Source organism: Flavobacterium defluvii (assembly GCF_900129555.1).
Lineage (GTDB): Bacteria > Bacteroidota > Bacteroidia > Flavobacteriales > Flavobacteriaceae > Flavobacterium > Flavobacterium defluvii.
Window position 1 is genome coordinate 150517 of record NZ_FQWC01000005.1, and the last position, 21873, is coordinate 172389.

Genomic DNA, 21873 nt, shown 5'->3' on the forward strand with positions numbered 1-21873 from the left:
TAAACCACTATAAGACATTTAAAATAAACAATTAATCCACTTTTTTGAAAACCAAAAGCTTGGCAGACGGGTTTGAAAGAGTTAATCTGTTATTTTCAATAGAATAAGTAGTGGTACTTTGCAGAGCTTTTGTAAACTCACCTTCCTTATTTCCGGGTGCACAAGCCATTAAAGTCGAAATTACTTTTGTAAAACGAAGCAGATCTTTCTCATAAAAAATAGAACCGCTAATAGCATTACATCCGCCATAACCCATAAATCTATTTTCTGCTGCATTAATTTCGATTCTTGGTAATTCTCTTTGAAAATCAGTTACAAAAACCTTAAATCCGTTTAGTTCTTCGAGAACCCAGATATCATGCAAACGATAATCTGTATTGTATTTTCCACATCCTCCAATCTTTTTGGCCTCAAGTTCAGAATTGTTTTTAATTTCTATCGAAACTTTATAAGGAGAAATTGCACCCGACATTGAATTCTGGCATTCTAACTGCTGAATTGAAATTGTCGCTGTAGAAGTTTCATTACTTACTTTATACATTTTGATATTTGCATCCATAGCTTTGATTGCTTCAACAGAGGCAAAAACGAGTTTTTCTTTTCCTGGAATTAAAGAAGTAAAAACAATATTATCATTTCCCATTTTTAATCCCCAAAACGGCTCATTTCCGGTTGCAGTAAAGTAATACTTCATTTCATCTTCCTGAGATCCATATTCTGAGGCAGTTTGTTTTATATCTGAATTTTTGCCCGCTGTTGGTTTACAACTTACTATCATTAATAGTAAAAGCAAAATCGAAATTATTTTTTTCATAATATTTTTATTTGAAGATATACCTTTCTTAAAACACATGTAAAATTCTTATGAATTTACGATATTTTTCTGAAATTGTTATTTAGAATCCATTCAAATTTTATTTTTTATACATCATCAATTCTTTCAAATCCCTTATTACATATCATATTAAGATAAAAATCCAAACGCAGTGAAAATATAATTAACAAAATCATGATTAAAGTAATAGTAATTGGAAATGGTATGGCTGGTTATAAATTTTGTGAAAAGTTTGTCGCTAAATCTGGACAGGAAAAATATCAGGTTACCGTTTTTGGTGAAGAAGCAAGATTGCACAAAGTTTTTAAATCCTGCTTCGTGCTTCTCACATTAAACTTTCGACTTTTCTGCATAATTCCATATCTTTGAAATTCTATTATACAATCAAAAAATGAGTACACCTTTTCAAAAAGCAAGCGAATGGATTGATGCTGAAAACGCTCAAGATCCTAACATCGAAACCGACCAAAACAAAGAATATCCAAAAGAATTATTGTATTCAAACAGGATGTATGAAAGATTAATGCAGTTTGAACCGAATGCGTCCGAAGAAATTCAGATTGCATCAAAAGCACAGCATATCTGCCGATGGAAAGTTGCCCGAGAATCGTACCCTATGGATCGTGTAGGGTATTTGAAATGGAGAGAAGAACTTAAAAAATTCCACTCAAAAACTACTGCCGAAATTCTAGCGAAAGCAGGTTACGATCAAACTTTTATTGATCGCGTTTCTTTTTTAATTGAGAAAAAACTACTTAAAAAAGATGCTGAAACCCAGTTGCTGGAAGACGTTATTTGTCTGGTGTTTTTAGAATATTACTTAGAACCTTTTGTTCACAAACACGATGAAGAAAAGCTAAAAAATATCATCAAAAAAACCTGGGATAAAATGTCTGACAAAGGACATCAGGAAGCCCTAAAAATTAACTATACTGAAGAAAATCTTAATCTAATAAAAGCTTCTTTAGGATTGTAAATAGACTTTATGAAAAAAAGCAATCAGGAAGAAGATAAAATTACGTTCAAAAATTTACGACGACTATATTTTTTTGCGCTTCTTACTATTGTCTTAACTATAATTGTCAGTCAGTTTTTAGTTCAGTACAATTTAAATCAGCAGTTAAACGATTCCAAAATCATCAATTATTCGGGCAGACAGAGAATGCTGAGTCAGAAAATCGTAAAAGAAGTTCTGATTTTACATTACGTTTCAGATACTGTCTCTGCAAAACAAATTTCGCATTTAAACGAAGTTTTAGCACTTTGGAAAAAGAACCAAAACACACTCGAAAATGGTAGTGAAAGTTTGGCTTTTCCAAAAGAAAAATCAGAAACACTTTCTAAATTGTATTTACAAACCAATCCGATTTTCAACAAAATTGCACAAACAACCAATTCTTTTCTGTTGAATTTAAAGCAGAAAAAACAATCATCAGAAAATCAAAAACTGGTAAAGATTATTTTAGAAAATGAAGGTTTTTTCATTTCTAAAATTAATCAGATTGTAATGCAATACGATCTCGAAACGCACAAAAAAGTAACCGAGCAACGCAAAATAGGATACTGGATTTTTGGTTTTACACTTCTTGTTCTGCTTTTAGAATTTTTCTTCATTTTCAAACCTACAAATAAAAAAATCGAAAGGCTGATTGCCAAACTTTTATCTTCAGAAAAGAAAGTTTTAAAACTCGCTTACGACACAGAAATTCTAACCGAAATCAAGGAAAATTCAGTTAAAGAATTAAAATCGCTCAATTATGCAATGGAAAATACTTTACTGTATTGTCGAATTTCACCAGACGGTTCCATCATTCATGTTGGAGAAAAATTTGCAAAACTTTTAAATTACACCAAGTTTTCATCCAACAAAAAATTCTCTGAAGTTTTAACAATTGACGAAAAAGAACAACTCAATTTTGACCGTTTGATTTTCGAAAAGCAGCGCAGCGGCTGGCAGGGCGAAATCAGTATCTTAAATAAAGAAAATCAAACCATTTGGTTCGATTTATCAATGGTTCCGGTAATGATTAAAAAAGACGAGCCGGAGCTTTTAATCGTTTGTTTCAACATTACCGAACGCAAAAAAGCACAGCGTGAAGTCGAGCGTTTAAATCTTGAAAATACAACCGAAAAAATCAACCAGCAAAAGATTATTTCGAGCAAAATTGTTGAAAATCAGGAAAACGAACAAAACCGAATCGCCAAAGAAATTCATGACGGAATTGGGCAAATGCTTACCGGATTAAAATTTAGTCTGGAAAGTATTAATTTGGATGACAGAGAAAAGTCTGAACAAAAAATTGAGTATTTAAAGAAACTTTCCCTCGACATTATAAAAGGTGTCCGCACGGCAGCTTTCAACTTAATGCCGCCAGAATTAAGCAATCACGGAATTGTTTCGTCGCTTTCAAAACTAACGCAGGAACTTTCAAAACTAACCGGAAAAGAAATCCTTTTTTACAATAAAACCAATTTTGACCAGCGTTTAGATTCCTTAATAGAAATCAATATTTATCGTCTAACACAGGAAGCGATTAACAACGCCATTAAGTACGCCGAATCGACACATATTATTGTGCAACTTTCACACAGCGAATCCCTGTTAAGCATAATTATTGATGATAACGGAAAAGGGTTCGACATCAATTCCGTAGACAAAAAACGCAGCAGCGAATCCGGAATGGGACTTCTATTTATGAAAGAAAGAATCCAGTCCATCAACGGTCGTGTTTTTATCAACTCCATTCCCGGCGAAGGAACGAGAATTACTTTTAATATTCCTATTCTTAAATGAGATAATGTGCCAATTTGATAATTAGATAATAATTACCTGAAGTATCTCAAAAAATTATCTAATTGCCCCATTTTGTAATTATCTAATTTAAAAATTACGTACATTAGCATCTTCTATTAGATGAATATACGTAAAAATTCAGGATTAAAAATTAAGTAAACTATGAGTAATATCATTCGTGTAGTATTGGCAGATGACCATGTTTTTGTTAGAGATGGAATCAAATCTTTACTTGAAAACGAAGCAAATATCGAGGTTGCAGGCGAAGCAATTGATGGTGCTGACGCACTCGAAGTTGTTGCCGAAACAAAACCCGATTTACTTATTGCTGATATTCGCATGCCAAATCTAACTGGTATTGAATTAGTAGAAAAACTTAGAAACGAAAACAATCCTATAAAAATCATCATGCTCTCGATGCACGAATCGGAAGAATACGTATTGAAATCTATAAAAGCAGGCGCCGATGGTTATTTATTAAAAGGTTCCAGCAAAGAAGAATTTTTAAAAGCACTACACAGCGTTGCAGCAGGTGGAAAATATTTCAGCGGAGACATTTCTTCTATCTTAATCAGTCAATTAACAAATCCTTCTAATTCATTAGAACCTAAACAAAACTTAGGCGACGAAATGATGATTACCAAAAGAGAAAAAGAAATCCTAACGCTTTTATTGTCAGGAAAGGGAAATAAAGAAATTGCAGAAGTACTCGAAATCAGTAAAAGAACTGCCGAAGTACACCGTTTTAATCTGATGAAAAAGCTAAAGGTAAAAAACTTAATGGAGCTTTCTAACAAAGCAGCTGAGTATTCTTTAATTTAAATACGTATAAATACGTAATTTTATCAAGCTGCGTTTTAGCATATTTAACTAAAAAAAGTATTTTTTTACATACAATATATGTTTTTTCATTTTTGACTGGAACAAGTTTCACTGTCAGAATTGGCTACTTCAATTTGGCGCTTAAAAGAATGGCAGTGATGCGAACTCAGTAAAAACATTTGAAAAGCAGCAACTTATCCCTGTCACTGATTCATTTTTAAAATAATAACATTTAGCAGTAGTAAAGTCGTATTTTCTTATAAATTTACGCCATCAAAAATTTACCAGTTTTATGAAAAAATTAAAATTAATTGTTCTATTCCTTTTATTTGCCAATGCAGCTTTATATGCACAAGAATTAGATGTAAATTTACAAGTAAGGCCTCGTTTTGAATACAGAAACGGATATAAACAGCTTCTGCAGGAAGGTCAAAAAGGGACTTCTCAAATATCACAGCGTTCTCGTTTAAATTTCAATTATAAACAAGATGAATTAGCCGTTAAATTAACCCTTCAAAATACCAGAACCTGGGGCGATGTTCCAACAAATGCAGTTGCTGATAAAAACGGAGTTGCTGTTTTTGAAGCATGGGCACAATATAATTTTACTGAAAAATGGAGCGCAAGAATGGGGCGTCAGGTACTTTCTTATGATAATCAGCGTATTTTAGGAGAACAAGACTGGGGACAACAGGCTCAAAGTCATGATGCACTTACGGTTTCATTTCATACCGAAAAACAAAAATTAGATTTTGGAGGAGCTTATAATTCTACTGCCGAAAATGTACTGCAGACTCCATATACCGTTGCCAATTATAAAGCTTTGCAATATGCATGGTACCACAACCAATTTAATGAAGCTTTTGGTTTGAGTTTTTTAGTATTAAATACTGGTTACGAATATGCACCTAATCCTAATCCTGATAATAAATTACTTGTAGATTATAAGCAGACTTTTGGACCTTACTTAGCTTATAAAACCAGTAAAATAGACGCTAATTTTTGGGCATACGGGCAAACCGGAAAAAGCACAGATCAAGAAGTTAGCGCATGGAATGCTGCTGTGAACTTTGGATATCAAATAACAGATGCTTTTAAAGCTGGGTTAGGATATGAATTTCTTTCAGGAAAAGATACTAATGATGGAAGCACTGTAATCAAATCATTCAATCCAATTTTTGGAACCAATCATGGTTTTAATGGTTATATGGATTATTTTTATGTTGGAAATCATTTAAATAATGTTGGTTTACAAGATGCTTTTATAAAATTAAATTATAATGTAAACAAATGGCAGTTTGCTCTAATTCCGCATGTGTTTTTATCTGCTGCTGATGTTGTTACGCCATTAAATGAAAAAATGGATTCGTATTTAGGAACAGAAATCGATGCTTCTTTTGGTTATAATTTCAAAAAAGACATTACAGTTACAGGAGGTTACTCTCAAATGTTTGGTTCTAAAACAATGGAATTCATTAAAAACGGAGACGCCGGCCATACCAACAATTGGGCTTGGTTAATGATTTCTGTGAATCCAAGAATTTTTAGCTGGAAGAAATAATTTTTCTTCAAAATTAACCTATAAATTTTACCCTTTTCCTATTTTCGGAAAAGGGTATTTTTTTTCTTTATAAAAAACGTATTATTTACATTAATTATTTATATTTGAATCGATTACGAACCCCAAATTCTATCCCCAAATGAAACAATTTTTAAACCTATCAATGCTTACCTTCATTGTAGCCCAGCCTGGCATTTCCCAAAAATACAATGATGCATTAATTTCAAAAAACTCAGAAATTAATTTTGCCAAAACACAAAAAAGAGGAATTAAAAAAAACAACATTGTTTATTATGTTGAAAATGATTTGCAAACCATATCAGCTTACAAAAGAAGCAAATTGAAATGGCAGACCAATGTAATTTCTGTTTGCGGAAAACCAAAAAAAGGACAACCAGAAATTAGATATGTAGGATATAATTCAGACAAGCTGCTTATCGTGATCGGAAAACATAATTTTGCAGAAATTGACGTAAATAGTGGTGAAACAAAATTTGTTGGTTAAGATTGACTAAATAAAAATATTTTTATAAAATACCCTTTTTCAGTTTTGAGAAAGGGTATTTTTATTTAATATATTTGATAAAATATTTCAATTTATTTTTTAGATTAACCAAACAGTTATTGTGAAAAGAACGACAGAAACAATTATTGTAAAATCAATTGATCAAATTCCTTCATTAGAAGAAATTAGAAAAATGCCCAGAACCAAAACCCTAAAAATTATTTTTGAAAATTCAGTTCAAAATCAAAGAGAATCTGTCGGTCAAAATTTTAAAAATCAATTACAAGGATTTCAAGTTGGAATTCATCTTTTAAATCCAGAAATTAATATTGCTAAACTAATTACAGATCAAGAAATTGAAGAACACCAACTCTTTTTTGAAAATTGTGCTAAGGATTATAGGAAATTAGGTGAAAAATTAATATTCAAACTAGCTGAACAACTTAAAGTTACAATTGATTCAGATTGTCCTTGGATAACATTTAATCAGTTTTTGAGGGACAACAAACAAACGGGAAAACTCGAAGAATGGAGATACTTTTTTCATGGTTTTCACTGTGGATTTAAAAACAAAAAAAATGGTCAAATAATTGAAGTTCCGCTTGTTTTCAGTCTTGAATTTGGAGATTTAGACCCATACTTTTTTACTAATTTTATAAAATCTACACCTTATTATAAACCTTTACCTGTAGAAATTTATGAAGATTATGCAGATGGGAAACAAATAAATGATAAAATGATCTCACTTGGGAAATTTGAACGTATAAATTCAAATTTTGAAAATCATTTTGGTATTGTAGTTAAAGATCGAGAAAAGGTAGAAATTAAAGAATATAAACCTGAAGAGCATACTACAAAAAGAAAATTTAGCTTTTGGAAATTTATAGGAATAAAATTTTAAATTCTTATATCAATGAAACTCATAGCCTGGAACTGCAACATGGCCTTCAGAAAAAAAGCAGAATTTATTCTCGCTCATAATCCTGATATTGTTGTAATTTCAGAATGTGAAAACCCGGAAAAATTAAAATTTCCGGCTAACGTTCAATTACCAAAAGACATACTTTGGTACGGAACAAATCCGCATAAAGGACTTGGTGTTTTCTCTTATAGCGATTATCGGTTTCAATTGTTGGATTGTCATAATCCTTCTTTTCAAAATATTCTGCCAATTGCTGTAACTGGTGGAAAATTCGATTTTACTTTATTTGCAATTTGGGCAAACAATCCTCAGGACAAAGACGGGCAATATGTAACTCAGGTTTGGAAAGCCATTAATTATTATGAAGATCTTATTAAAGAAACCAAAACCATTTTAATTGGAGATTTCAATAGCAATACGATTTGGGACAAACCCCGAAGAGAAGGCAACCACACAACGGTTGTAAATAAATTGGAAGACAAAAATATTTTCAGTACCTATCACAAATATTTTAATCAAATTCAGGGCAAAGAAGAGCATCCAACTTTATATCTTTATAGACACGAAAACAAGCCTTATCATCTTGATTATTGTTTTGCTTCTAATGATTTTATTGAAGCATTAGAAAGCGTTCAAATAGGAACTTATCAAGAATGGACAATGCTTAGTGATCATAAACCTATAATAATTAAATTCAATTTGTAAAATGAACAATTGGACAAAAAGATGGGATGACCGTTACAGCACCGAAGAATTTGCATATGGCGAAGAACCCAACAATTACTTAAAAGAACAACTGGGAAAATTAAATCCGGGAACGATTCTTTTTCCAGCCGAAGGCGAAGGACGAAATGCTGTTTTTGCTGCTAAACTAGGCTGGGAAGTTTCTGCTTTTGATATTAGCGAAGAAGGAAAAAACAAAGCCTTAAAACTTGCTGAAGCAAACAACGTATCAATCGATTATCAGGTTGGCGAACTGGAAACTTTAGATTTTCAGAAATCACAATTTGACTGTATTGCTTTAATTTATGCACACTTTCCCGCAGAAATTAAATCGGATATTCACAAACAGCTGGATACATTATTAAAAAAAGACGGCTTTATTATTTTTGAAGCTTTCAGTAAAAACCATTTGGAATATGTAACAAAAAACGAAAAAGTGGGCGGGCCAAAAGATATTGAATCTCTTTTTTCAATAGAAGAAATCAAAGCCGATTTTCCGAATTATGAAATCATCGAATTAGAAGAAAAAGAAATTGAACTCAGCGAAGGTTTATTCCATAACGGAACGGGTTCTGTAATTCGATTTGTTGGAAGAAAAAAATAAATTACATTCGTCGTGGAGACGCACTGCGGTGCGTCTCTACAAAAAACTCACTTTCTTATTTTTGAATAAACATACGTATTACTACGTAGTAAATCTCTGAAATATCTATATTCTTCAAATCAAAACCTTTTAACCTCAAATTAGAAATATTTATGTTCAATGATTTCAGAGCATAAACCTACAGAAAAAAGAAAAATAACAGCTCGATGTTTATCAATGTCAGGAATGTTTAACGTGGTATAAACCCGAATACGGATACGAAAGTCAGGGAATTTCAAAAGAATTTTATTTACAGATTTAGGCGAAGATTATTGCTGTTCGCTTTGCGAAGCTCCAAAAAGCAATTTCAAAATTTTGGATACGAGCGATAGTTATCTGGACAATACAAAAGGATGACTTTCAAATCAGGGCGAAGGTATTTGTTTTTCAAAAGTCATATTTAGATATATCTTTTTTCTTAAAACATAACATTAAAATAGAAAAACACCGATTTTTCATGTAGAATTGTTAAGAAATTTTGATTTTTATTTTACTCAAAAAATTAAATATTTCATTTTCAAAAACTTAACATTCTTTATTCACGAAAAACTTAACATTGAAAGACTTGTTTTATAATTATCTTTACTTAACTATAAGTTAACAATTTAGTTACATTATTGATAATAATCCTCATTAAAAGCACTAAAAATATGGAAAACAAGACCGAAGAAACGAATCCAGAGAATATCGATTCACCAAAAACAGAAGTTGTTCAGCCTGCTGCAGAACCTTCAAAAACTGAAAATACACCTGTAAAAAAAGCTCCGGTTCGTAAAGCTGCTCCAGCTAAACCGGCAGCATCATCAACAGCTAAAACTACATCTGTAAAAGCTCCCGCGGCTTCTGTAACAAAAGCGGCAGCGACAAAAACAGTAAACGCTCCTGCCAGACCAGCTATAAAGACTGCCGCAGTAACAACTCCTACGCCAGCAATAAAAAGAACTCCGGCAAAAAAAGTATTAACCCCGGCTGCAGCAACTGTAACTGAACCTAAAGAAGAAAATACAAATACTGCAAACGCAGCTCAGGAAATTTCTGAAAAACCTGCAAAATCAAAAGAAGAAAAAGAGAAGAAAAAAGAAAAAAAGAAAGCTGCAAAGAAAAAAGCTAAAGCTAAAAAAGAAAAAAAGAAAGAGAAAGCTAAAAAGGCAAAACAAAAAGCAAAAGCAAAGAAAAAAGAAAAAGCCAAGAAAGCAAAGGATAAAGCTAAAGCTAAAAAAATAGCAAAGAAAAAAGCTAAGTCTCAAAAAAAGGCAAAAGCTAAAAAGAAAAAATAATTACAGAAAGGTTTGACTTTAAAAAGTTAAACCTTTTTTTGTTTTAACGCACAGTTTTGTCATTTCGGTGAAGGAGAAATGACAAGATTATGTAAAAAAGGCTTCGACTTCGCTCAGCCTGACAATTCACAATTCATTTCTACCCTCCAATTGCAATCATGCTTCGATTATCAAAATGTTTGGCAGGATCATTCATTTCATCAATTGTTACCATTCCGGCGCGGACTTTCTTTTTACTTTGAACAGATTGCGCAATCAAATTCGAGATCGATTCACCATTTCTAAAAGGAGTCAATAAATCCGTTTCAGAATTCGAAAAAAGGCAGTTTTTAATTTTTCCATCAGCGGTTAAACGAATTCGGTTGCAGCTATCGCAAAATGGATTTGTTATGGAACTAATAATGCCAAAATTACCCTGAAAATCTTTTATTTTATAATTTCTCGAAGTGAAGTTTTTTTCATCTTCCAGTTTTTGAATTTCTTCCGATGAAAATTGTGTTTCAACTAATGATAAAATTTCTTTTTGCGAAACCATTTTACTTCTGTCCCACTCGTTTCCGGCAAAAGGCATAAACTCAATGAAACGAACAGAAATAGGCAGAAACTGTGTTAATTTGACAAAATCGGCAATTTCATTTTCATTAAAACCTTTCATCAAGACCACATTTACTTTTACCTGAAAATCATTATTTAGCAGTAAATGCAGATTATCAATAACTTTTTCAAATTGATTTCTAAGCGTTATAGAAGCGAATTTAGAAGCGACCAAAGTATCTAAACTCAAATTGATTTTTTTGACATTAAACTGTTTTAAAACTTCTATATGCCGATCGATTAAAATTCCGTTAGTAGTAATCGAAAGTGAAATATCTAGTTTTGATAATTTAGAAACAATTTCAGGAAAATCCTTTCTCAATAAAGGTTCTCCGCCGGTTAACCTGATTTTTTCAACACCATTTTGTACGAAAGTCTGAGCAATGGCAAAAATCTCATCTGCTGTCATTAAACTAGCTTTTGGAGAAAGCACGATTCCCTCAGCCGGCATGCAGTACGTACAACGCAGATTGCATTTTTCCAGCAGCGAAATGCGCAGATAATTGTGCCTGCGCCCAAAACCGTCCGTCAAAATTGTGTTAGAGGCTGTCATGGTTTTTGCCTTTTAAAATATGAAAAACATGCATTACATGTGGAAAAACAGCATCCATCGATTCTCTTACGCCATTTGTTGAACCCGGCAGAGCCAAAACTAAACTTTTACCCAAAGTTCCTGCAACACTTCTTGAAAGCATCGCATAAGGCATTCTCTGCTGTCCGTAATTACGAATCGCTTCTTCAATTCCCGGAATTCTGCTTTCCAGAATTGGTTCTAAAGCTTCAGGCGTTACATCTCGTGGAGATAACCCTGTTCCTCCGGTAAAAATTACCAGCTGATTATCTTTTGCGTAAGCTTTTGTTTTTTCCTGAATAATATCAAGTTCATCTGGAATAATCTCATAATGTGATGTTTCAACTCCATATGAATCTAATTTTTCTACAATTGTTTTTCCTGAACGATCTTCTTTATCGCCTGCAAAAATAGAATCAGAACACACAAAAACAGCCGCTTTTATTGCGTTAGGGAATTTATTTTTGAAAGATGATTTGCCGCCTTCTTTATTGATTAATTTAATTGTCGAAATTTCGATCTCTTTATCAATTGGTTTCAGCATATCATACATGGTTAAGGCAACAATCGATGCGCCATGCATGGCTTCAACCTCAACTCCTGTTTTGTAAACGGTTTTTACCTTGAAAATAATATGAATCTCTAATCCTTCGATTTGATATTCAACCGAAGTAAATTCGATAGGAAGCGGATGACAATCCGGAATTGATAGATGCGTATTTTTTACCGCAAATAATCCGGCAGTTTTTGCCATTTCAAACACGTTCCCTTTTGGCACTAAATTATTGACAACGGCATCAATTGTTTCTTGTTTGCTGACTTTTACAATTGCGGTTGCAGTTGCAACTCTTAAAGTGCTTATTTTATGCGTAATATCTACCATTTTATTTTGTTAGGTATTTTGTTTCCAGGTGAAAGTATCGTTTTCAAACATTTCTTTTCCAAAAATCGGCACATCGGTTTTAATCCAGTTTACAATAGCTTCTGTTGCTTCATAAACCTGTTTGCGTCGTGTCGCCGAAACAAATACAAACAGACAGATTTCGCCAGCTTTTACAACGCCCAGACTGTGATAAATGTGCATGCAGGTTAAGTCAAATTTGGCAAAAGCTTTTTCGCGAATCGTATACAAAGCTTCATTTGCCATGTCTTTATATGCCGAATAATCAATCGCAACGACTGTATTGTCGTGAATTACATCGGCACGAACTTGTCCTAAAAAAATATTGTGCGCGCCAATTGTATGTTTCGATTGATGTTTAGCAATCGATTCGGCGATAAACTCAGGCGAGATAGGGCCTTCTACAAATACATTTTTACTCATTATGTTATATTTTTTCGGCCACGAATTCACGAATGATCACGTAATAATTTGTATAATTCACATTTCACGAATTTATTTTTTAAAATCTATCCGCAAACTAATTGGATTAATTCGTGAATTCGTGGCTATTCTTTTTTTCTTCTAATAATTGCTTCATTGCCAAAGCTCCGCCTGCAACACTTTTTACATTTTTAAATTGATGTTTATGAAATAACTCTGCTGCAATTTTACTTCTAATTCCAGATTGACAGAAAATATAAATGGTTTGGTTTTTATCCAGTTTTTTAATTTCATTTTCTAAATGCGGTAACGGAATCTGGATTTGATTTTTTAAACTCATTTTTGGCAATTCGTCTTCATTTCTAACATCCAAAAACAAAACTTTCTCATTGTTTATTTCATCTAAAATAGATTGAAAACTTATTTCTTCAACTTCAGATTTATTATATTTTTCTTCGAATGTTTCTCTGCTTAATGACTGAAAATCACTTTTATCAAAATCATATTTTTGCTGTTCGTTATTCAAAATATTATAAACCAATATTTTTCCGCTTAGAACTTCTCCAATTCCGAGAATCATTTTTAGAACTTCATTCGCCTGAAACATTCCAATAATTCCAACCGAAATCCCAATTACTCCGGCATCATCACAATTTAATGCGTTGTTGGTTTCATCAGGATATAAACATCTGTATGTTGGCCCGTTTTGATAATTAAAAACCGAAACCTGCCCCTGAAACCTAAAAATCGATCCGTAAACCATTGGTTTACTGGTTATCATACAAGCATCATTTATTAAATATTTAATCGAAATATTATCTGTTGCATCAACAATAATATCATAATTTTGAAATAATGAGATGGCATTTTTACCTGATAATTTTTGAGAAAAAGTGCTGACTTTTATTTCTGAATTCAATTCAGAAATCATCAATTTAGCTTCTTCAACTTTTGATTTTCCAACTCCGGAACTTTTGTAAATAACCTGACGGTGTAAATTTGAAATCTCAATATTGTCATCATCTACAATTCCGATTTCACCAACTCCCGCTGCTGCTAAATAAGGCAGAATTGCTGCCCCCAAACCTCCTGCACCAATTACCAGAACTTTAGATTTCGATAATTTCTGCTGACCTTCCTCTCCTATTTCGGGAAGAATTATTTGTCGGTTATATCGGTTAGATGCACTCATAAATTAATTTTTAACCTCCGGCAAAAGGCGGTAATAAAGCTACAATATCATTGGTCTGCAAATCATATTCTGCTGCTTTTGAAACTATTTTTTGATTTACTGCAACGCTGAATGAAAGCGACTCCAATTGATATTTTTCGTTTAAATCCTGTAATAGTTTTTGCAATGACAATTCTTCAGAAAAAGATAATTTTTCGAATTCGCATTTTGTTTTCTCAGCAACAGCTCCAAAATATTTAACCTCAATCATTTTATAAATTTAAATTTTGAAAAATGAATTCATCATCAAAATGTTCCTGAAAATAGGCAATCCAGTTTGATGTATTTTTAACTACTTCGCCAATTACAATTATGGCCGGCGAAGCTATCTTTTTTTCGGAAACCAATTTAGTAATTGTACTTATAGTTCCAATCACTTTTTGCTCGGAATTTTTTGTTCCGTTTTGAATAATGGCAATTGGCAGATCATCGTTTCTGTTTTCCTGATAAATAGAAATGATTTCGTCTAATTTATGCATTCCCATCAAAATCACTACAGTCGCTGCCGATTTTGAAGCCAAGTGCACATCTTTTGATAGTTTATGATCTGAAGTTGTTCCTGTAATTACCCAGAAACTTTCGGCCGTTTTGCGCTGCGTTAAACTAATTCCGGCCGAAGCAGGAACTCCCAAGGCCGAAGAAATTCCGGGAACTACGGCAGTTTCTATGCCATATTGTTCTGCAAATTCGATTTCTTCACTTCCTCTTCCAAAAACAAACGGATCACCACCTTTTAAACGTACAACATGTCCATAATTTTTTGCCATCGAAACTATTAAGTCATTAATTTGATCTTGTGTATAAGCGTGGCAACCTAATCGTTTTCCAACAAAAACAGTTTCGGCATTTGGTGCATATTCTAATAACTCCTCGTTAACCAAAGCATCATACAAAACTACATCGGCACTTTTTAAAGCTTTTATGGCTTTCATAGTAATTAGTTCAGCGTCGCCTGGACCTGCGCCTACAACCGTTAATTTAGGTATTTTTAAGCTTTGCATAATCATTAACTTAAATTGATATTCAGGTCATTTAATTCGTCTGCCGAATTGATATTGGTTAAAGGAAAATTTTCACTTTCTTCTATTTTTATAATCTGATGCGGTACTTTGGCCAGAAGATCCATCATCTTTAGTTCATCATTTTCAATCGCAGTTTTTAAAATTGGAAGAATTTTTTTAGAATAAATTCCAATTAAGGGATGCGTTTTACTTTCTGAAGCAAATACTGTAATTCCTGCTTCTTCTGTATGTTTAGAAATTAATTCTTTTAATAATTCGGTTGAAATTAACGGAATATCACAACTCAAAATCAAATTAAATTCGGTTTCAGAATGTGTCAACGCTGTATAAATTCCGCCTATAGGACCTTTGTCTAAAACTAAATCCGGTATTTTTTCATATTCGAGATAATCATATTCCTGTGAATCTGTAATTAATTTTATTTGATCTGTAATGGGTAAAATTGCCTGAATAATATGTTCTACAAATGGTTTTTTCTGAAACAATACCAAGCCTTTCTCCGACTGCATTCGGGAGCTTTTTCCGCCACAAAGAATAAATACTGTTGTTTTCATTGTTTTTTTGTTTCAGGTTTAACGTTTCAAGTTTCAGGATGAAATGAGTTTTTACCGCAAAGTGCGTTAAATTTTTTTCTTGTTTATAACTTTTAAATTTATGTTCGCAAAACTGTATCTACACAAAGCTTTGCGTTCTTTTCCATTTTATAAACCACTTTTCAAAACCTTGCGTTCTTTGCGGTTAATTCCATTTTATAATTATCACGGAAAAATCAATTTAACGCTTGCCATTAAAATAACCGTTCCTAAAACCATTTTTAAGGTTCTGTTTGAGAAAGAGCCGCTTCCGTAAAATCCGCCTAACATTCCTCCAATTACTGCAATTGGCACTAAATAAAAACTTTCAACAGGTATTGTTTTTCCTGCTAAAAAGAAACCTAACATTCCGGCAAATGAATTCACAAAAATGAATAAACTCGAAACCGCAGCCGATTCTTTTACCGATGCCCAGCCCAGAAATAACAGAATCGGACTCAGGATAATTCCGCCGCCAATTCCCAGCATTCCAGATAATAAACCGATTGCGAAACCAATTCCCAATGCTAAAGGAAGATTTATTTTTACTTCTTCTTTTTCTTTAAAATTAAATATTCCAAACAATCTTAAAGCCGCAAAAACCAAGATAATTCCTAAAATGATTTTATAAATCGCATTATCTAAAGTGATAAATCCGCCTATAAATGCCGCTGGAATCGAGGCTATTGCAAACGGATAAAACAACTTTGGTCTGAAATAATTATTTCTGTAATAAAACAAAAACGAAATACTCGAAACAAATAAATTTAACAACAAAGCCGATGGTTTCATAATAGAAACCGGAAAAGCAAAAATGCTCATCAAAGCCAAATATCCTGAAGCCCCGCCATGTCCTACGCTTGAATATAAAAACGCAATAATGATTAATGCGAAACTGAATAATAGAATATTTTCGGAACTTAATAGGTTCATTTTTTTGTTCTTTGTTGTTTTGTTTCAGGTTTTCTTTGTTTAAAGTTTCAAGTTGCTTTGCTATATGTTTAAAATTACACACCGCTTTTCATCCTTAATCCCAAAAATCTATTTTCTATACTCTTCATTCTATTTTCTTATTCTAAAAATCTAAAATCTGAATTCTAAAATCTAAAATTTAATCAAATCGGCAGCAACGTTACTAACTGCCCTTTTTTATATTCTTTTATATTTTCAGGAACGATCAATAAACTATTAGCAACCGCAAATGTATTGAGCATTGCTGAACTTTGACCATTCAAAACTGTGACATTCGTTTCGTCGTATTTTGCTTTTAAAAACAATGTTTTTCCTGTATCATTCTTAATTTCTGAATTTAATTTTCGAACGACTTTTGTTTTATGAATTTCAGAAAATCCTATTCTGTTTTTTATTGCCGGCAAAACATAAATGTAAAAATTTGTTAATGATGAAGCCGGGTTTCCTGGTAAAGCAAAAATTAAGGTATCATTTTTAGATCCGAAGAACATAGGTTTTCCCGGTTTTTGATTGATTTTATAAAAAAGCTCTTTTACCTCATTTTGCAATAATGCCTCTTTTACAAAATCATAATCCCCAACCGAAATTCCGCCCGAAATCAAAACAATATCATATTTTTTTAGAATACCTTTTAATGCTTTTTTAGTTGCTTTAAGATTATCTTTTACTCTGTAAACTTTTGCTTTTTGTATTCCGATAGTTTGAAGGGCTGCTTCAAGCATTATCGAGTTACTTTCGAATATTTTTCCTTTTTTTAATTTTTTTCCCGGTTGTATTAATTCGTTTCCCGTAACTAAAATGGCAACTTTGGGCTTTTTGTATACCTCAACTTCTGTAATTCCTAAACTTGCCAAAAAACCAATTGCCGCAGGCGTTAGCAATGTATTGGCTTCAAAAACAATATCATCTTTAGCAATTTGTTCTCCTTTCGGACGCACATTTGACAATTTTTCGGGCATTGCTGCAATCAAAATCGAATCTTTATTTGCCATTACGTCTTCCTGCATTACGACTGTATCTGCATCATCCGGAACAAAAGCACCGGTAAAAATTCTAATTGCTTCGGTACTTTTTAATTTTATATTCGAATAATCTCCTGCTTGTGAAATTCCAACTATATCATATTGATGTCTAATACTATGCGTAAAAGCATATCCATCCATAACCGACTGACGAAACGGCGGCATGTTGATTGGCGAAATTATTTTTTCGGCCAAAACATAGCCCAATGCTTTTCTGACCGAAATTAGCTTTGTTGGCATTTTTTTGCTGTTTGCTTCAATTATTTCTATGGCTTGTTCTACTTTTATCATTAGGCTGTTTTTTTGGAGGCAAAAGAGTACTTATTACAAATACAAGTATTTACTTAATTTTATCAATTACTTACACTTTTTTAAGAATATAAATTTAGCGTAATTCTTTTAAATAGATTTATAAAAACTCAAATAGCTTTTAAAATTGAAGAGATGATCGCTATTTCATTCTCAAATTGTCTTTCATTACATAGTATATCTGTCTAATTATTAGAAGAGGAAAACTATATTACAAACATTAACCATTAAAATTTCAAGAATTTAATGTCATCACAACATTTTGCTTTCACTCCATAATGCTTTTGAAGGTGTTTTGAAGTGTTTTGTGACTTATTTAAAGCAATTTAAGATATTAATAACTAGCAAATTAACCGTAAAATACTACAATTTTTGAGTTGAAAAAAAAATATTTTTAACATATAAAAAATAAACAACAAACATAAGTAATTGATTTGCAGTAATTTAACTCTATAAATTTTAAACCTAACCATATAAAACTTATTATTTTTTTAAAAAAAGTTTACTAAACTTTTGGTTTTTATTATATTAAAATTAACTTTGTCTATAGGATTAGTAGAGTTTAAGATAATATTTCAAACTAAAAAAACTATATTGTGAAAACAACCGTAAGCATATCGTATTTCATTCTTCCTAAAAATAATACTTATAACAATTGTTGTTATATGTGCTTCTGTTGTTAATTACCAACGCAATCCGTTCGTTATTAGATTAAATACTAAATCTAAAAAAAACGAAATCTCAATTTCACCACCAGAATACTTTTATTGAATTACAATCATCTAATTGATGCAAAAGCTGCAGCAAAAGGATTTTTGAACATACCTATATTTTAAAAAGAAAATAATTAACCAACTAAAAAAACTAAAATGAAAACAATGCAAAGCTGTTGCTGTAAATAAAAAAAGCCATTTCTGCGGCAACAGAAATGGCGAGGCTTAAAGAACATTTATCACTAAATCAAGGAAACAATCAGAGTGCTGAAAATTCAGCTCTCAGGGCACCTTGTTAATTACTTAAACCATTACAAAGAAATGAAAAAAAATATAAACCTCATTTTATGGGTTACAATTTTGTTAACATCCCTGCAATTTCAGGCACAAAATACAACACCGCTTATACAATCTAAACTCGACGGAACGGTAGTCGATGACATTACAAATCAGCCAATTATAGGTGCATCTGTAACAATTAAAGGTACAACTCACGGAGTTGTGACAGATGCTGAAGGAAAATTTTATTTTCAGACAGGCCAGAAATTTCCTTACACTTTAATCGTAAGCTACATAGGATATAAAAAACTGGAAATCGTAGTAGAAAAAAATCCGGTAATAATTCACTTAAAAGAAGAAAGACAAGAACTTGACGAACTAGTTGTGGTAGGGTACGGAACTCAAAAGAGAAAAGACATTACGGGTTCTGTAGCATCTGTACCAAAAGCCAATTTATCTCAGGTAACATCATCCGCAGATAACTTATTGCGCGGCGCAGTTTCGGGTGTGGTAGTTACACAAAGTTCTGGTCGGCCGGGAGCTTCTTCAAGCGTTCGTATTCGTGGAGGAAACTCAATCACGGCAGGTAACGAACCTCTCTATGTTCTGGACGGAATTTTGATTTACAATGACAACGCAAACAGCTCTGCCGGAGTAGCGAATGCCGGAGCAAGCTTAAATGTTTTGTCTACGATAAATCCTTCTGATATTGAATCTATTGAAGTCTTAAAAGATGCATCGGCAACGGCAATTTACGGTTCTCGTGGGGCAAACGGTGTCGTTATTATTACAACTAAAAAAGGAACAAAAGGTCAGGATAATATTTCATATCAGGGATATTTTGGAGTTCAGAATATTTCGAAAAAACTTAGCGTAATGAATGCCAGCCAATGGGCAAGTTTACGAAATGATGTGCAGGCAAGTATTGGTCAGACTCCATCTTTTTCTGATGCACAGATTGAAGCTTTTAAAACTTCCGGAAGCTATGACTGGCAGTCGGCTGCATTTAAAAAAGCAACTCCGGTACAAAATCATCAATTGTCATTTTCCGGTGGAGACGAAAGATCACGATATGCTATTTCTGCCGGATATTTTGATCAGGAAGGAATTGTTTTGGGATCTGATTTTAAAAGAATTTCACTTCGTGTTAACTATGAAAAAAACTATTCTCAAAACTTTAAATTCGGCGTTAACGCTAATTACAGCAATTCCGTTTCAAATGGTATAGCTAGCAATAGTGCCGGTGGAAGAAATCCAAACCCTTTAGTGAGTGTTTTATTAACCGCTCCGGTTGTTCCTATTAGAAATGAAGACGGAACTTATAATGTAAAAAATAATATTTATGCTACTTCAGTAAATGGTTTTGTACCAAACCCAATTAACGATTTAGAAAATACTATTAACGAAACTAAAATCAACAGAATCCTTACCAGTTTATTTGGCGAATATAAAATCACTAAAAAACTAACTGCTAAAGTTGCCGTAAGCGGTGATGTAATCGATACAAAACAAAACTATTATGCTCCGGCAAATACATCAAACGGTGCAGGAACAAAAGGTTCAGCTTCTGTTGGAGACAGATTGGTAAGTTCTGTTTTAAATGAAAATACACTAAACTATAATACTAACTTCGGTGAAAACCATAAATTCTCAGCTTTGGGAGGTTACACACTTCAATACACAAAAGGTGAAGTAGTTACTGCGGGAGCTAATACTTTTGTAAATGATGCCAATACTTATAATGCTTTACAGGATGGTGTTGCCGTAAAACCATACAGCGATGCATACGAAAGTGTTTTAAAATCATGGCTGGCGAGAGTAAATTATTCTTATAGAGGAAAATATAATTTTACACTTTCTGCCCGTGCAGACGGATCTTCGAGATTTGGTGCTGAATCGCGCTGGGGTTATTTCCCTTCTGCAGGTTTCTCTTGGAATATTACCGATGAAGAATTTGCAAATAACATAAAAGGTGTAACAGAGGCAAAACTTAGAATTACTGCCGGAACAACAGGAAACCAGGAAATTGGAAACTATCTTGCCTTAGCTCAAATGGGTTCTGTAAATTATTCTTTTGGCGGAACACTATACACAGGTCTTGCTCCTACCCGATTGGCAAATCCGGATTTGAAATGGGAAAAAACAACACAATATAACGTTGGATTAGATTTATCACTTTTAGAAAGAAAAATCAATTTTGTTTTTGATGTGTATTACAAGAAAACTAACGATTTATTAATCAGTGTTCCTGTTCCGTTAACTTCTGGTTATGCGAGTGTTCTTCAAAACATTGGAGGTGTTGAAAATAAAGGTATCGAAATTGGTTTAAATACAGAAAACCTTAAAACAGAAAACTTTTCTTGGAACTCAAATCTTGTGTTTTCTGCCAACAGAAACAAAGTTGTAGAAATTGGAAATGGTGTTAATCAGTTTTTCCCTGTAGTACCAAACGGTTCTTTATTACAACAGCAGCCTGTAACAGTAAAAGTTGGACTGCCATTAGGAACTTTTTGGGGATACAGAACAAATGGAATTTTCCAGACTCAGGAAGAAGTTAACACACAGCCAAAAATCAACAGTTTGGCAAATACAAAAGTGGGAGACCGAAAATATGTTGACACTAACGGAGACGGTGTAATAACAGCACTTGATAAAGGTAATTTAGGTTCATCTCAGCCAAAATTTGTTGGAAGTTTCAGCAACACAATTTCATACAATGATTTTGATTTGAATTTCTCTTTTCAGGGTTCTTATGGCGCAAAAATCTTCAACGCTTTAAATCAGCAGTTAGAAATTTCAACCCTTGGAACAAATGCTTCAACTGCTCTGGTTGATCGCTGGACACCAACAAATCCAAGTAACGAAATTCCGAGAGCATCAAGTTCACCACTGGGAATTGTTTCTGAACGTTATGTAGAAGATGCGTCTTTCTTACGATTAAAATTAATCACACTTGGCTATACTTTACCAAAAAGTGCTTCAAAAAAACTGGGAGCAAAAAGCGTAAAATTCTATGTTTCTGCAGAAAATTTAGTGACCTGGACGAAATACTCTGGCTATGATCCTGAGGTAAGCTCATACGAACAAAACAACTTATATCCGGGAATTGATTTTGGTTCTTATCCAAACTCAAAAACATTCATCTCGGGACTGAACGTAACTTTCTAAGTAAAAAAAATATA

General features: G+C 32.8%; 21 protein-coding genes. 11 read left to right on the forward strand and 10 right to left on the reverse strand.

The window, feature by feature from the left end; all coding sequences use genetic code 11:
• Positions 1-31 precede the first annotated feature (31 nt).
• Positions 32-814, reverse strand: a complete 783-nt coding sequence (locus tag BUC29_RS12710; protein WP_073416551.1) for an META domain-containing protein — start codon at positions 812-814, stop codon at positions 32-34.
• A 195-nt stretch (positions 815-1009) separates the two neighbouring features.
• On the opposite strand from BUC29_RS12710, the gene BUC29_RS12715 reads away from it, so the two are divergent.
• The 10 genes from BUC29_RS12715 (at position 1010) to BUC29_RS12760 (ending at position 10082) form a co-directional block, all read left to right on the forward strand.
• Positions 1010-1204 (forward strand): hypothetical protein, encoded by a 195-nt coding sequence (locus BUC29_RS12715; protein ID WP_073416552.1) that lies wholly within the window; start codon positions 1010-1012, stop codon positions 1202-1204.
• A gap of 22 nt (positions 1205-1226) precedes the next feature.
• Positions 1227-1811 (forward strand): DUF4202 domain-containing protein, encoded by a 585-nt coding sequence (locus BUC29_RS12720; protein WP_073416553.1) that lies wholly within the window; start codon positions 1227-1229, stop codon positions 1809-1811.
• 9 nt (positions 1812-1820) lie between these two features.
• Positions 1821-3629 carry a sensor histidine kinase gene (locus BUC29_RS12725; protein ID WP_073416554.1) on the forward strand — a complete coding sequence of 603 codons (1809 nt, stop codon included), beginning with the start codon at positions 1821-1823 and terminating at the stop codon, positions 3627-3629.
• A 162-nt stretch (positions 3630-3791) separates the two neighbouring features.
• Positions 3792-4451, forward strand: a complete 660-nt coding sequence (locus tag BUC29_RS12730) for a response regulator transcription factor (RefSeq protein ID WP_073416555.1) — start codon at positions 3792-3794, stop codon at positions 4449-4451.
• 292 nt (positions 4452-4743) lie between these two features.
• Positions 4744-6012, forward strand: a complete 1269-nt coding sequence (locus tag BUC29_RS12735) for an alginate export family protein (protein WP_073416556.1) — start codon at positions 4744-4746, stop codon at positions 6010-6012.
• Between the two features lie 139 nt (positions 6013-6151).
• On the forward strand, positions 6152-6517 hold the full coding sequence (locus BUC29_RS12740; protein WP_073416557.1) for a hypothetical protein: 366 nt from the start codon (positions 6152-6154) through the stop codon (positions 6515-6517).
• A gap of 121 nt (positions 6518-6638) precedes the next feature.
• Complete coding sequence (locus tag BUC29_RS12745) at positions 6639-7418, forward strand: DUF6896 domain-containing protein (RefSeq protein WP_073416558.1); 780 nt, start codon at positions 6639-6641, stop codon at positions 7416-7418.
• A 12-nt stretch (positions 7419-7430) separates the two neighbouring features.
• Entirely contained in the window at positions 7431-8144 is a 714-nt protein-coding gene (locus BUC29_RS12750; protein ID WP_073416559.1) for an exonuclease/endonuclease/phosphatase family protein, read from the forward strand.
• A gap of 1 nt (position 8145) precedes the next feature.
• Positions 8146-8766 (forward strand): class I SAM-dependent methyltransferase, encoded by a 621-nt coding sequence (locus BUC29_RS12755; protein WP_073416560.1) that lies wholly within the window; start codon positions 8146-8148, stop codon positions 8764-8766.
• A 689-nt stretch (positions 8767-9455) separates the two neighbouring features.
• Positions 9456-10082 (forward strand): hypothetical protein, encoded by a 627-nt coding sequence (locus BUC29_RS12760; RefSeq protein WP_073416561.1) that lies wholly within the window; start codon positions 9456-9458, stop codon positions 10080-10082.
• 139 nt (positions 10083-10221) lie between these two features.
• On the opposite strand, the gene moaA is transcribed toward BUC29_RS12760, so the two are convergent.
• The 9 genes from moaA to BUC29_RS12805 all read right to left on the reverse strand — a co-directional run bounded on the left by moaA (position 10222) and on the right by BUC29_RS12805 (position 17681).
• Positions 10222-11229 (reverse strand): GTP 3',8-cyclase MoaA, encoded by a 1008-nt coding sequence (gene moaA, locus BUC29_RS12765; RefSeq protein ID WP_073416562.1) that lies wholly within the window; start codon positions 11227-11229, stop codon positions 10222-10224.
• Entirely contained in the window at positions 11216-12130 is a 915-nt protein-coding gene (moaCB, locus tag BUC29_RS12770; RefSeq protein WP_073416563.1) for a bifunctional molybdenum cofactor biosynthesis protein MoaC/MoaB, read from the reverse strand. The genes moaA and moaCB overlap by 14 nt, the downstream gene beginning before the upstream one ends.
• Positions 12131-12139: 9 nt before the next feature.
• Positions 12140-12571, reverse strand: a complete 432-nt coding sequence (locus BUC29_RS12775; RefSeq protein WP_073416564.1) for a molybdenum cofactor biosynthesis protein MoaE — start codon at positions 12569-12571, stop codon at positions 12140-12142.
• 106 nt (positions 12572-12677) lie between these two features.
• The gene (gene moeB, locus BUC29_RS12780) at positions 12678-13763 is read right to left on the reverse strand and encodes a HesA/MoeB/ThiF family protein (protein WP_073416565.1); all 1086 of its coding nucleotides are present in this window, start codon (positions 13761-13763) and stop codon (positions 12678-12680) included.
• A 10-nt stretch (positions 13764-13773) separates the two neighbouring features.
• Positions 13774-14013, reverse strand: a complete 240-nt coding sequence (locus BUC29_RS12785; protein WP_073416566.1) for a MoaD/ThiS family protein — start codon at positions 14011-14013, stop codon at positions 13774-13776.
• 1 nt (position 14014) lies between these two features.
• Positions 14015-14803: a uroporphyrinogen-III C-methyltransferase gene (gene cobA / locus BUC29_RS12790; protein WP_073416722.1), complete on the reverse strand. Its 789-nt coding sequence runs from the start codon at positions 14801-14803 to the stop codon at positions 14015-14017.
• Positions 14804-14808: 5 nt separating this feature from the next.
• The gene (locus BUC29_RS12795; protein ID WP_073416567.1) at positions 14809-15378 is read right to left on the reverse strand and encodes a molybdenum cofactor guanylyltransferase; all 570 of its coding nucleotides are present in this window, start codon (positions 15376-15378) and stop codon (positions 14809-14811) included.
• Between the two features lie 204 nt (positions 15379-15582).
• Positions 15583-16329 (reverse strand): sulfite exporter TauE/SafE family protein, encoded by a 747-nt coding sequence (locus tag BUC29_RS12800; protein WP_073416568.1) that lies wholly within the window; start codon positions 16327-16329, stop codon positions 15583-15585.
• Positions 16330-16511: 182 nt separating this feature from the next.
• Positions 16512-17681 (reverse strand): molybdopterin molybdotransferase MoeA, encoded by a 1170-nt coding sequence (locus BUC29_RS12805; RefSeq protein WP_073416569.1) that lies wholly within the window; start codon positions 17679-17681, stop codon positions 16512-16514.
• A 1052-nt stretch (positions 17682-18733) separates the two neighbouring features.
• Here BUC29_RS12805 and BUC29_RS12810 point away from each other — a divergent pair.
• Entirely contained in the window at positions 18734-21859 is a 3126-nt protein-coding gene (locus BUC29_RS12810) for a SusC/RagA family TonB-linked outer membrane protein (RefSeq protein WP_073416570.1), read from the forward strand.
• The last annotated feature ends 14 nt before the right edge of the window (positions 21860-21873 follow it).

Coding starts and splice junctions, on each gene's coding strand:
- BUC29_RS12760 (WP_073416561.1), top strand. CDS start 9,456: ATGGAAAACAAGACCGAAGAAACGAATCCAGAGAATATCGATTCACCA.
- BUC29_RS12715 (WP_073416552.1), top strand. CDS start 1,010: ATGATTAAAGTAATAGTAATTGGAAATGGTATGGCTGGTTATAAATTT.
- BUC29_RS12730 (WP_073416555.1), top strand. CDS start 3,792: ATGAGTAATATCATTCGTGTAGTATTGGCAGATGACCATGTTTTTGTT.
- BUC29_RS12740 (WP_073416557.1), top strand. CDS start 6,152: ATGAAACAATTTTTAAACCTATCAATGCTTACCTTCATTGTAGCCCAG.
- BUC29_RS12775 (WP_073416564.1), bottom strand. CDS start 12,571: ATGAGTAAAAATGTATTTGTAGAAGGCCCTATCTCGCCTGAGTTTATC.
- BUC29_RS12725 (WP_073416554.1), top strand. CDS start 1,821: ATGAAAAAAAGCAATCAGGAAGAAGATAAAATTACGTTCAAAAATTTA.
- BUC29_RS12795 (WP_073416567.1), bottom strand. CDS start 15,378: ATGAAAACAACAGTATTTATTCTTTGTGGCGGAAAAAGCTCCCGAATG.
- BUC29_RS12805 (WP_073416569.1), bottom strand. CDS start 17,681: ATGATAAAAGTAGAACAAGCCATAGAAATAATTGAAGCAAACAGCAAA.
- moaA (WP_073416562.1), bottom strand. CDS start 11,229: ATGACAGCCTCTAACACAATTTTGACGGACGGTTTTGGGCGCAGGCAC.
- cobA (WP_073416722.1), bottom strand. CDS start 14,803: ATGCAAAGCTTAAAAATACCTAAATTAACGGTTGTAGGCGCAGGTCCA.
- BUC29_RS12755 (WP_073416560.1), top strand. CDS start 8,146: ATGAACAATTGGACAAAAAGATGGGATGACCGTTACAGCACCGAAGAA.
- BUC29_RS12710 (WP_073416551.1), bottom strand. CDS start 814: ATGAAAAAAATAATTTCGATTTTGCTTTTACTATTAATGATAGTAAGT.
- moaCB (WP_073416563.1), bottom strand. CDS start 12,130: ATGGTAGATATTACGCATAAAATAAGCACTTTAAGAGTTGCAACTGCA.
- BUC29_RS12800 (WP_073416568.1), bottom strand. CDS start 16,329: ATGAACCTATTAAGTTCCGAAAATATTCTATTATTCAGTTTCGCATTA.
- BUC29_RS12735 (WP_073416556.1), top strand. CDS start 4,744: ATGAAAAAATTAAAATTAATTGTTCTATTCCTTTTATTTGCCAATGCA.
- BUC29_RS12750 (WP_073416559.1), top strand. CDS start 7,431: ATGAAACTCATAGCCTGGAACTGCAACATGGCCTTCAGAAAAAAAGCA.
- BUC29_RS12810 (WP_073416570.1), top strand. CDS start 18,734: ATGAAAAAAAATATAAACCTCATTTTATGGGTTACAATTTTGTTAACA.
- BUC29_RS12720 (WP_073416553.1), top strand. CDS start 1,227: ATGAGTACACCTTTTCAAAAAGCAAGCGAATGGATTGATGCTGAAAAC.
- moeB (WP_073416565.1), bottom strand. CDS start 13,763: ATGAGTGCATCTAACCGATATAACCGACAAATAATTCTTCCCGAAATA.
- BUC29_RS12785 (WP_073416566.1), bottom strand. CDS start 14,013: ATGATTGAGGTTAAATATTTTGGAGCTGTTGCTGAGAAAACAAAATGC.